Genomic DNA, 10,265 nt, shown 5'->3' with positions numbered 1-10,265 from the left:
GCCTGCTTGCCGTCCGGCGGGCCTCTCGGGGGCCGGGCAGGCGCCGCGAGCGGCGGGGTTCGCGGTTTTCGTCGTCCGGGGTGGCCGCCGGGCCTGCACGGCGAACCCCGGATGGCCCGTGACCTGGGTGAATACTCCGTGTTAGGTGCGGGTGGGGGCGGGATGCGCGCCCAGCGACGTCCGGGGAGGCCCCCGGGCGACGAACACCGCGACACCAGAACAGGTTCTAGGAATGGAATGTCCGGTTCGTGCCTGTCCGGGGTGTCCTGGCGGGGTGCAGAGGCGGGCGCGCGGCCGCCCGGGTGCCCCGCCGGGCGCCGAGGGGCCCGCGCGGGGCCGATATCGGCTACACGCAGTGACACTGGGCCCAGCAAACGGTCCCAGTGTGCCGTTTATGGGCCTGCTGGCACCGAATCCCGCCCGCATATCGCGATGAGCGCACGCCCGTGCCGTCCGCCGGGCCGCCCCGGTTGTCGAACAGCGCGCGGAAGGGGGGCCGGTGCCCGGGAATCCGGGCGAAGCGGACACCGGGCCGGTAGCGGCGGACCGGAATCCGCCTCCCGGGCTCCGCACGGACCCCGGGGGGTATCCCGGGCGGGGGAACCGCTACGAAACCGCCGATCAGGTGGTGGTTCCACCGCCCGGGATCACCGACCCCATGCCTATACGCCCGTTATGCCTGGAGGGGCGCCCCGCCGGGCCTGCGCACCGGCCCGGCGGCCGCCACGAGCGCGGGCGACCACCCGCCCGCCTGATCGCGCCGCCTTCCCGGACCGCGAGCGACCCGCCGCCCGGCAAGCGGGGCCGGGGAACCGCTCGGTTCTCGCCGTCGCCGCCCATCACAGTGGCCATCCGCACGCCCGGCAGCCGACGACGCTGGCGGAGGGGCCGCCGACCTTCGTCGTCGCCGCCCTTCCACACCCCACATCCAAGCAGCCCACCGCCCGGCCGGGGCCCACAAGCGGGGCACCGGCCGAGCCGCCCTGCCCGGGCTGCAAGGGGCCGGTCGCCCTGGCAGGCGGGGCCGGGGAACCGCTGCTCATCCCGTCGTCGCTCAACGCGGTGACCACGCACGCGCCCGCCGCCCGACGGCGCTGCCCTAACGGCCGCCGACCTGCGTCGCCGCTTTCCACCTCACATTCCACCGGCCCGCCGCCTGGCTGGGGGCCGTAAGGGGGTCCCTGCTGTGTCGCCGCCTTCCCGGGCCGCGAGGGGCCTGCCCGGCAGGTAGGGCCGGGGACTGCCCCGCTTCCTCCGTCGCCGCCGAGCACGGTGACCACGTACACGCCTGGCGGTCGACAGTGCTAACGCAAGAGGGCTCGCCTATGCGGGTGTCGTGGTTCTCGGAGGAAGGGGAAGAGCTGTGTAAGTGTTGCTTAGGTGTAACTGAAGTAGAAATAAGTGGTGCTTTCATTGGCATGGTGGCAGAGTACGGGTCATGAGCGAGACCATCCCTCCGGATACGGTTCCGGAGACCGCGACTTTGCACGTGCTCAGCGTCTTTCTGGGAGGCGACGAGTCCTCTCCGACCGGGGGCAACGCCCTCGGGGTGTTCCTGGACACCCCCGGTCTGCCCGCGCCCTTGCGTCAGCGGATCGCCGCTGACCTGGGCTTCTCCGAGACGGTGTTCGTGGAGGACGTCGCCACGGGGCGGCTGCACATCCACACCCCCGCCGTCGAACTGCCGCTGGCCGGGCACCCCCTCGTGGGTACCTCCTGGCTGCTGGGCCGTCGCGGCGTGCGTCCGGCCGCGCTGCTGCCGCCCGCCGGGCCCGTGCCGACCTGGGCCGACGGCGATGCGACCTGGATCCGTGCGGACCCGGGCACGGCGCCCGAGTTCGTGGTGCGCCGCTTCGACACCGTGGCCGAGGTGGAGGCGCTGGACGGCGGCGAGGAAGGGGTGAACACACGGGTGTGGGCCTGGGAGGACGAAGAGCGCGGCCTGGTGCGCGTCCGTGTCTTCCCGCGCGCGATGGGGATCGACGAGGACGAGGCCACCGGCGCGGCCGCTCTGCGCCTGGGCGCCGAACTCGGCCGTCCGCTGTCGATCCGCCAGGGTGTCGGTTCCCGAATCGAGGTCCGCCCCGCCCCCGACGGACTGATCGACGTCGGCGGCCGCACGGTCGCGCTGGAGGAGCGCGAATACCGCCTGCCCACCGTCGGGTAGGCCGGTCCCCCGGTGACCTCGACGGAGTGCGGCCGCCCCGGTGGGCTCGTCCACTCTCCCGTCGAGGTCACCGCGGGGGGAACGGAGGTGACACCGCTCTTGCGGACGGGGCTTCGCCCCGACCGCAGGAGCCCACCGGACGGCAGGCGGATCCGGGGAACCGCTCCGTTTTCCGTCGTGGTCGTCTCCGGTGACCAGCCCCGCGCCGATCGCTCGGCGGCGCCGCCCGGTGGGCCGCTGCCCCCGCTCGTCGCCGCCCTCCCTCCCCCCCCGGAACTGCGGCGGTCCGCCGCCCGGCGGCAGAGCATGATCGGGAACCGGCCGTGCCCGTCGCCGCTCGGCGGGGAGGCGTCACCGTCCGGGCGGTGACGTCAGCCCACCATCCGGCCGAAGACGATCAGGTTCTCCGCGTAGTGCCCGGTCGTGGGGTCGAAGGCGCCCGCGCAAGTGATCAGGCGGATCTCCGGGTGGGGGGTCGGGCCGTAGACCCGCTCGGTCGGGAACCCGTCCTTGTCCGCCCGGCGCGTGCGCACGACCTCGAACTCGGGCGTGCTGCCGTCCTCCCGGCCCACGGTGAACCGGTCGCCCGGGCGCAGCTCCTCCAGGCGCAGGAACACCGACGGGCCCTCGGCGGTGTCCCGGTGGCCCGTGATCACCGCGGGCCCCGCCTCCCCGGGGGTCGGGCCCAGGGCGTACCACCCCGCCGAGTCGGCGTCATCCAGCGGCGGGTCCTCCAGCGACCCGTCGTCGCGTAGGCCCATCTCCAGCAGTCGCGCCCGCACACCGATCGCGCCGATGGACAGGGCCACCGGCGCGGAACGGGGGAGGGGCGCGGGGGCGGACCCTTCGTGGCCGGATGGACCGGTGGCACCGGTCGCCCCGGCGGCCCCGGACGCGGGCGGTCGGTCCCGGTCGGGCGGCGGCTCCTGGGCACCGGCGAGCGCCAGGGCCGTCGCCGCTGCGACGGCCGCCGTCGTCAGAGCCCCGGCGGTCCGAAGGTCACCCGGCATCGCGGCGCAGGCGGGGGTGGCCCACCGCGCCCAGCAGGGCCAGCGCGGCCAGAACGCCGAGCGCCGCGCCCGTCGGGCCCCGTGCCGCGTCGGCGGCGCTCGCGCCGATGCCCCGGTCCGCGGTGCCCCCTCCGCCGGTCTGCGGTGCCCCGGACGGGGTGGGCGCGGGCCCGCCGGTCACCGTGAACGTCCCTTCCACCGTCTCCTTCCCGGTGGCCGCCCCGCCGGTGCAGGTGCCCGTCACCGCGTACGCGCCGGGCCGGGCGTCCTCACTCACCCTCGCCGTGGTGCTGCCGAACGTGTTGACCAGCGGGGCCTCCGCCGTTTCGGAGAAGGCGCCGGAGGTGAACTCCAGGCGCTCGGCCGGGCCCTCGCAGGAGGATTTGACGGTCACGCCGTCCCCGGGGGCCGCGGATGCCGGGAAGACGACGATCTCCTCCCCGGCGGCGGCCGCCGGGGACGCCGCGAGGGCCAGGGCGCCCGCCGCCAGGAGGGCGGTGACGGGTCCGGCGGTGGTCAGTGGCTTCATCTCGGTCGACCCCTTGGCAGGCGGTACGGGACCGCTCCGCGTGCGGGTACTGCGCTCGGGCCGCACGGGGAGCGGAAGATATGTCACTGTATGCATTGACTGTGGTTACAGTAAGTAATCGCTTTCTGTCCTCTTTTTCCTGGAACGCGGCCCGCGCTTGACCTAAGCGGGCCCACCCGTCACCCACCACCACCCTCAACGGACCCGCTCCGCGGTGCGGCTACCCGGGACCGGCCCCACCCGGGACCGGCCCCACCTGTCTCGTCCGCCGCCGTCCACGGCGGAAGCCGCAGGTGGGCGCCGCCGTCCCGGGGGACACCTCCACCTGTGTCAGAGGAGGTCACAAGTGCCCAATCGGGATTAGTGGTGCTACGGTCGTGCCCCAAGATCCACTTCAGTTCCGGTTCACTGGAAAGAGTTCCCGACATGCCAAAAGCACACCGCGAGCAGTGGGCGACCCGATCCGGGTTCCTGCTGGCGGCGATCGGGTCCGCGGTCGGCCTGGGGAACATCTGGCGCTTCCCCTACGTGGCCTACGAGAGCGGCGGCGGGGCGTTCCTGGTCCCCTACCTGATCGCCCTGCTCACGGCGGGGATCCCGCTCCTGATCCTCTCGTACTCGATCGGCCACCGCTTCCGGGCCTCGCCCCCCGTGGCCCTGCGCCGCCTGTCCCGTCCGGCCGAGGCGATCGGCTGGTGGCAGGTCCTCATCAGCTTCTTCATCGCCATCTACTACGCCGTCATCATCGCCTGGGCGGTCCGCTACGCCGGGTTCTCCATCGGCCAGCAGTGGGGCGCCGAGCCCGGCTCCTTCTTCCAGGAGTCGTTCGTCGGCATCACCGAGGCGGGCGACTTCGGCACCTACAACATCGGGGTGGCCGTCCCGCTGGTCGCCGTCTGGGTCGTCGTGCTGCTGCTGCTCGGCTTCGGCGTGCGCCGCGGCATCGAGGTCGCCAACAAGATCTTCATGCCGCTGCTGCTCCTGCTCTTCGGCGCGCTCGTGGTGCGCGCGGTGACGCTGGAGGGCGCCGGGACCGGCCTGGAGGCCCTGTTCGCGCCGGACTGGTCGGCCCTGGCCGACGGCTCGGTCTGGGTGGCCGCCTACGGGCAGATCTTCTTCTCGCTGTCCATCGGCTTCGGCATCATGATCACCTACGCCTCCTACCTGCGCCGCAAGGCCGACCTGACCGGAACGGCGCTGGTCGCCGGGTTCGCCAACAGCTCTTTCGAGCTGCTCGCCGGGATCGGCGTGTTCTCCGCGCTGGGCTTCATGGCCGTGCAGAGCGGCGTCGCGGTCCAGGACGTGGCCGCGGGCGGCATCGGGCTGGCCTTCGTCGCCTTCCCGCAGATCATCTCCACCATGCCCGCCGGGGACGTTTTCGGTGTGCTGTTCTTCGTCTCGCTGGTCGTCGCCGGGCTCTCGTCGCTGATCAGCATCGTGCAGGTGGTCGTCGGGGCGGTGCAGGACCGCTTCGGGGTCGGGCGGGTGCCCGCGGTGGCCGTCGTCGGCGGCGCCACCGCCGTGGTCTCCATCGTGCTGTTCCCCGCCGGGCAGGGCCTGTTCCTGCTCGACACCATCGACCACTGGATCAACCAGTACGGCATCGCCCTGGCGTCCCTGGTGCTCGTGGTGGTCGTGGCCTGGGCGCTGCGCGCCCTGCCGTCCCTGCAGCGCTACACCGACGCCATCTCCTCGGTGCCGCTGCGCGGCTGGTGGATCGCCGCCCTGGGCGTGATCACCCCGGTGGTCCTGGGCTTCATGATGTACGACAGCCTCAAGGCCGAGTTCAGCGCGCCCTACGAGGACTACCCGCAGTGGTTCCTCAACGCGGCCGGATGGGGCGTGGCAGGCGGCGTCATCGTCGTCTCGGTCCTGCTCACCGCCGTGCTGTGGAAGCGTGACGTCGGCACGGCCGAGGACGACCTCGAACGCGAACGGCAGGAGTCGGCCGCCGGGCGGGCGGCCGGGGAAGGAGACGTCTGATGTCGACCGGAGCCGTCGTCATGATGGTCGTGGCCATCGTCATCATCTGGGGCGGTCTGGCCGCGTCGGCGCTGTGGCTGCGCGCCCACCCCGACGCCGAGGACACGGCCCGCCGCCAGGCGGGCTGAGCCCCGCGCACACGCCGAGGCGCCCGGTCCCGTTCGGGGCCGGGCGCCGTCGTGTCCGGCCCCCGCCCGGCTTTGCGATCGCAAGGCGCAGGCGGCGGGCGCGCCCGGGAACGGCCTCAGGGCGGCGACACCGGCCGCCACGGCACCGGGGTGGACAGCACCATCGTGCTGGACGGCCGCCCGTGCTCGGCCAGGCGGTCGATCAGGTCCTCGAACCGCTCCATCGAGCGCACCGCCACCAGCAGCACGCAGCAGGCGTCCCCGGTGACCCGGTGCAGCTGCAGGATCTCCGGCCAGGCCATGGCCTCCTCGTCGCGCAGCAGGCAGCGCGCCCCGAAGCACTCCATGCGCACCAGCGCGGTCACCGCCAGTCCGGCCGCCGAGGGGTCCACCCGGGCGTGGTAGCCGGTGATGATCCCGCGGTCGGTCAGGCGCCGCACCCGCTCGGCCACGGCGGGGGAGGACATCCGCACCCGCCGCGCCAGCTCGTTGTAGGACAGCCGCCCGTCGGCCTGGAGCTCGGCGAGGATGCGCCGGTCGACCCCGTCCAGCATCGCCTTCCCTCCGATAAGGAGAACACCGGAAATCCATTATGACCACAAAGTCGGACACCGTGGTCGATAGGCGCCGTCCATTCTCATTCCGTGTGATCTGTTGCATGCTGAGGGCTCGGGGACGCCCCGGCGCCGGGCCGGGGCCCGAGCAGCGAAGAGGTGGGCGACGATGCCGATCCCGTCCGCGGCGGAGCGCAGACGCGAGGAGCGGGCCGCACGCACCGGTGGCGAACCGGAACTCGACGTGGCGGGCGACACCCCCTACGCCCGCTACGGCGCCATCGACACACTGCTCGACCTGCAGCGCCCGCGCACCGACGAGCCGTCCGAGACCTCCTTCATCATCGCCACCCAGGTGATGGAGCTGCTGTTCACCCTGCTCGCCGGGCACTGGGAGCGGGCCCGCGACGCCATGGAGGGCGACGACGTGCCCGCCGCCCTGTTCGAGCTGCGCCGGGGCGCGCACGTGCAGGACGTGCTGGTCTCCTCCTGGGACCTGCTCGCGGACCTGAGCCCCACCGAGTTCTCCCGCTTCCGCGACGCCCTGGGCGATGCCTCGGGCTTCCAGTCGCACACCTACCGCCGGCTGGAGTTCCTGCTCGGCAACACCTCCGAGCCGATGGTGCGCCCGCACAAGGGCTCCCCGCGCGCCCGCGCCGAGCTGGAGCGCGCGATGTCCGAGCCCGGCCTCTACGACGCCGCCCTGGGCCTGCTCGCCCGGCGCGGACTGCCCGTGCCCGGCGAGGCGCTGGAGCGCGACCGCACCCGGCCCTACACCGAGCACGACGGGGTGCGCGCCGCCTGGGCCCGCGTCTACGCCGACGACACCCCGGGCAACGACCTGTTCACCCTGGCCGAGGCGCTGCTGGACACGGCCGAGCGGGTCACCCGGTGGCGGCAGCGGCACCTGGCGGCGGTCAAGCGCTCCATGGGCGCCAAGCCCGGCACCGGCGGCTCGAACGGGCTGCGCTGGCTGGCCGCCAACGCCGCCCAGGACGTCTTCCCCGAGCTGTGGTCGCTGCGCACCGAGCTGTGAGAGCCTCCCCCACCCGTGAGCGGATACGAGAAGGGAACCGCCGCATGGCGCCCGTGACCCGAGAAGAGTGCGCGAAGCGCGACGCCGAGGACCCGCTGGCCGCGTTCCGCGGCGAGTTCCGGCTCCCCGACGGAGTGATCTACCTCGACGGCAACTCGCTGGGGGCGCTGCCCGCCGCGGTGCCCGCCCGCGTCGCCGACCTGATCGAGCGCGAATGGGGCCAGGGCCTCATCGCGAGCTGGAACGACGCCGGGTGGTGGGACAAGCCGCGCGAGCTGGGCGCCATGCTCGCCCCGCTGCTGGGCGCCGCCGGGGACGAGGTGGTGGTCGGCGACGGCGTCTCCGCCAACATCTTCAAGACCCTGGTCGCCGGGCTGCGGCTGAACCCCGGGCGCACCGTGCTGCTGGGCGAGGACGGCAACTTCCCCACCGACCTGTACATCACCCAGGGCGCCGCCGAGATCACCGGCGCCGAGGAGCGGCGCGCCCCCGCCCGCCCCGATGCCCTGGAGGAGGCGCTGTCCGGGGGAGACGTGGCGGTGCTGCTGCTCAGCCACGTGGACTACCGGAGCGGTGAGCTGCGCGACATGGCGGGGATCACCGAGCTGGCGCACCGCCACGGCGCCCTGGTCGTGTGGGACCTGTGCCACAGCGCGGGCGCGGTCCCGGTCGACCTGGACGGGTGCGGGGCCGACTTCGCCGTCGGCTGCACCTACAAGTATCTGAACGCGGGCCCCGGCGCCCCCGGCTTCGTCTACGCCGCCCGGCGCCACCAGCCCCATCTGCGCCAGCCCCTCAGCGGCTGGCACGGGCATGCCCGCCCCTTCGACTTCGAGCCCGACTACCGGCCCGCCGANCGGCTCCCAGCCGCTGGTCGCCGACGCGGCGCTGGAGGCCAGCCTGCAGGTGTGGTCGCGGGTGGACATGGGGCAGGTGCGGGCCAAGAGCCTGGCCCTGACCGACCTGTTCATCTCCATCGCGGCCCCGGGCGGCACCGGCCCGGACGGGCTGCGGCTGGTCACCCCCGCCGAGCCGGAGCGGCGCGGCAGCCAGGTGTCGCTGGCGCACCCGGACGGCTACCCGATCGTCCAGGCGCTGATCGCGCGCGGCATCATCGGCGACTTCCGCGCCCCCGACGTGCTCCGCTTCGGCTTCACCCCGCTTTACCTGGGGTACGCCGAGGTGTTCGACGCGGCGAGCGCGCTGGTGGAGGTCATCGAGACCGGCGAGTGGCGCGATCCCCGCTACTCCAGGCGGTCCCAGGTCACCTGACCGGCCCCGGGCGGCTCCCCGGCGGCCCGGCGGCGGGCGGCCGAGACCAGGTCCGCACCATGGTGTGACGAGCACCGCTTTTTTACCCGATCGAGATGCGAGAGCCCCTGCGGCGCGGGCGGTCCCGACGCCGCAGGGGCTTCCCTGTGGCCTCGTTGACCTGCGTTTTTACCTGCAGTCCCATCGCATTTTACTTTTCCGTGGGTTACAGTCCTTCGTGACCGGTTCGTGACCTGGATGGCCGCGGACCGGTGCCCGTCCCGGTCGCACCTCATCGCGGCCCGGACAGAACGAGGCCCCCGATCTTCTCGGGGACCGGAGCGGCCGGCGTGAGCGCCGGACTCCTCATGGCGGCGCCGCCCCCGCGGCGCTCGGGGTCCCAACCCCCGCAAAACGCCGGTCCCCACCCGCGCGACCATGGGCAGCCGCCCATGCCCTGTCGCCTGCCCCGGATCCGCCGCGCCCTTGAACCGCCGTGCCCGGATTCGCCTGTGCCTCGTTCGGTCCTGTCTCCGACCCACAGTGGGTTTCACTCAATGAGCTCTGACAGTCCGATCCAGTACGGCAAGGTGAAGGCGTCCTACTTCTGGGACGACGGCTCCGGTATCAACGGAGACACCGGTGCCCCCGCTTCCGGCGAGCCCATGCAGAAGGGCCTGGCGGCCAGCCCGAGCTGGCCGCTCGGCACCGAGGGCTACGTCCTCTACGACGGCAAGAAGGCCGACTTCTTCATCGGCGACCGCGGTCCCGGCAACCCGGCCGAGGGCTGCAACGTCCTGCTCGACCTCGACGGCAAGACCTTCGCCGAGCTGACCGGCGAGTCCTGGAACGACTCCAGCTACACCGTCTCCGGCGGCAACGGCCACATCGACGTCGAGTACGTCATCACCAAGTGGGGCGACGGCCACGGCACCGAGGGCGCCCCGCGCCCGATGAGCGGCTCCACCGTCTGCGACAGCGCGGTCTCCGCCGTGCCCGACGACCTGCGCTCCGACGAGGAGAAGAAGGCCGACGAGCAGAGGAAGAAGGAGGAGGAGGCGAAGAAGAAGGAGGAAGAGGCCCAGAAGAAGAAGGAGGAGGAGCAGAAGAAGGCCGAGGAGAAGGCCGAGGCCGAGGCCGCGAAGAAGAAGGCCGAGCAGACCGACCAGGAGCTCGCCGCCCACGGCCGGAACGACGGTTCCGGCGGCGGTTCGTCCACCGGCACCGAGGCGCAGACCGCGGCCAACAGCATGAACGGCTTCACCCTGGCCGGCGCCGACCTGCCGCTCGCGGCCGGCGCGCTGACCCTCGCGGTCCTTCCGGCGCTGCTCATCGCGCTCTTCTTCGCCCGCCGCCCCGCGGCGTCCTACGCCTCCCAGGGCGAGGGCCTGCTGTCCCAGGCCGCCTCCCGCCTGCCCGAGTCGTGGGTGGCCAAGGCCACCGACATCGGCACCCGGGTGAAGGACTCCTCCGCCTACGCCAAGGCCGCCGACCTGGCCGCCAAGGCCGGTACCGCCGCAGGCGCCGCCCGCGACAACGTCGTGGAGCGCGTGCGCTCCAGGGGCCGCCACGGCGCCTGAGGGCCCCTCCCGCCCCCTCACCGCGGC

Annotated in this window: 8 protein-coding genes and 1 pseudogene; 6 read left to right on the top strand and 3 right to left on the bottom strand. The window is 73.3% G+C overall.

Annotated features, from left to right (window positions below; translation table 11 throughout):
- Positions 1-1,438 precede the first annotated feature (1,438 nt).
- Positions 1,439-2,167 carry a PhzF family phenazine biosynthesis protein gene (locus D476_RS0120645; protein WP_040726760.1) on the top strand — a complete coding sequence of 243 codons (729 nt, stop codon included), beginning with the start codon at positions 1,439-1,441 and terminating at the stop codon, positions 2,165-2,167.
- A 371-nt stretch (positions 2,168-2,538) separates the two neighbouring features.
- On the opposite strand, the gene D476_RS0120640 is transcribed toward D476_RS0120645, so the two are convergent.
- Together D476_RS0120640 and D476_RS0120635 are read right to left on the bottom strand one after the other, a co-directional pair.
- A complete protein-coding gene (locus tag D476_RS0120640) occupies positions 2,539-3,177 on the bottom strand; it encodes a class F sortase (RefSeq protein ID WP_017625825.1) in 639 nt (212 codons plus the stop codon).
- Positions 3,167-3,706, bottom strand: coding sequence for a hypothetical protein (locus tag D476_RS0120635; protein WP_017625824.1), 540 nt, complete (start codon positions 3,704-3,706; stop codon positions 3,167-3,169). The genes D476_RS0120640 and D476_RS0120635 overlap by 11 nt, the downstream gene beginning before the upstream one ends.
- Positions 3,707-4,132: 426 nt before the next feature.
- Between D476_RS0120635 and D476_RS0120630 the strand changes: the two genes are divergently transcribed.
- Both D476_RS0120630 and D476_RS36535 read left to right on the top strand, forming a co-directional pair.
- Positions 4,133-5,689 (top strand): sodium-dependent transporter, encoded by a 1,557-nt coding sequence (locus D476_RS0120630; RefSeq protein ID WP_017625823.1) that lies wholly within the window; start codon positions 4,133-4,135, stop codon positions 5,687-5,689.
- Positions 5,689-5,817, top strand: a complete 129-nt coding sequence (locus tag D476_RS36535; protein WP_017625822.1) for a methionine/alanine import family NSS transporter small subunit — start codon at positions 5,689-5,691, stop codon at positions 5,815-5,817. Before D476_RS0120630 ends, D476_RS36535 begins: the two co-directional genes overlap by 1 nt.
- Before the next feature lie 116 nt (positions 5,818-5,933).
- Here D476_RS36535 and D476_RS0120620 read toward each other — a convergent pair whose 3' ends face one another.
- Positions 5,934-6,371 (bottom strand): Lrp/AsnC family transcriptional regulator, encoded by a 438-nt coding sequence (locus D476_RS0120620; protein WP_017625821.1) that lies wholly within the window; start codon positions 6,369-6,371, stop codon positions 5,934-5,936.
- Positions 6,372-6,540: 169 nt separating this feature from the next.
- Here D476_RS0120620 and D476_RS0120615 point away from each other — a divergent pair, with 169 nt between their 5' ends.
- The 3 genes and pseudogenes from D476_RS0120615 to D476_RS0120600 all read left to right on the top strand — a co-directional run bounded on the left by D476_RS0120615 (position 6,541) and on the right by D476_RS0120600 (position 10,238).
- The gene (locus D476_RS0120615) at positions 6,541-7,407 is read left to right on the top strand and encodes a tryptophan 2,3-dioxygenase (RefSeq protein ID WP_017625820.1); all 867 of its coding nucleotides are present in this window, start codon (positions 6,541-6,543) and stop codon (positions 7,405-7,407) included.
- A gap of 44 nt (positions 7,408-7,451) precedes the next feature.
- Positions 7,452-8,679: pseudogene (kynU, locus tag D476_RS34000) on the top strand (kynureninase).
- Positions 8,680-9,215: 536 nt separating this feature from the next.
- A complete protein-coding gene (locus D476_RS0120600; protein ID WP_051061803.1) occupies positions 9,216-10,238 on the top strand; it encodes a hypothetical protein in 1,023 nt (340 codons plus the stop codon).
- Positions 10,239-10,265: the final 27 nt, after the last annotated feature.

This window comes from Nocardiopsis chromatogenes YIM 90109 (assembly GCF_000341185.1).
Classification (GTDB): Bacteria; Actinomycetota; Actinomycetes; order Streptosporangiales; family Streptosporangiaceae; genus Nocardiopsis_A; species Nocardiopsis_A chromatogenes.
This window is presented reverse-complemented; position numbering and strand designations above follow the sequence as displayed.

Coding starts and splice junctions, on each gene's coding strand:
- D476_RS0120600 (WP_051061803.1), top strand. CDS start 9,216: ATGAGCTCTGACAGTCCGATCCAGTACGGCAAGGTGAAGGCGTCCTAC.
- D476_RS0120630 (WP_017625823.1), top strand. CDS start 4,133: ATGCCAAAAGCACACCGCGAGCAGTGGGCGACCCGATCCGGGTTCCTG.
- D476_RS36535 (WP_017625822.1), top strand. CDS start 5,689: ATGTCGACCGGAGCCGTCGTCATGATGGTCGTGGCCATCGTCATCATC.
- D476_RS0120615 (WP_017625820.1), top strand. CDS start 6,541: ATGCCGATCCCGTCCGCGGCGGAGCGCAGACGCGAGGAGCGGGCCGCA.
- D476_RS0120620 (WP_017625821.1), bottom strand. CDS start 6,371: ATGCTGGACGGGGTCGACCGGCGCATCCTCGCCGAGCTCCAGGCCGAC.
- D476_RS0120645 (WP_040726760.1), top strand. CDS start 1,439: ATGAGCGAGACCATCCCTCCGGATACGGTTCCGGAGACCGCGACTTTG.
- D476_RS0120635 (WP_017625824.1), bottom strand. CDS start 3,706: ATGAAGCCACTGACCACCGCCGGACCCGTCACCGCCCTCCTGGCGGCG.
- D476_RS0120640 (WP_017625825.1), bottom strand. CDS start 3,177: ATGCCGGGTGACCTTCGGACCGCCGGGGCTCTGACGACGGCGGCCGTC.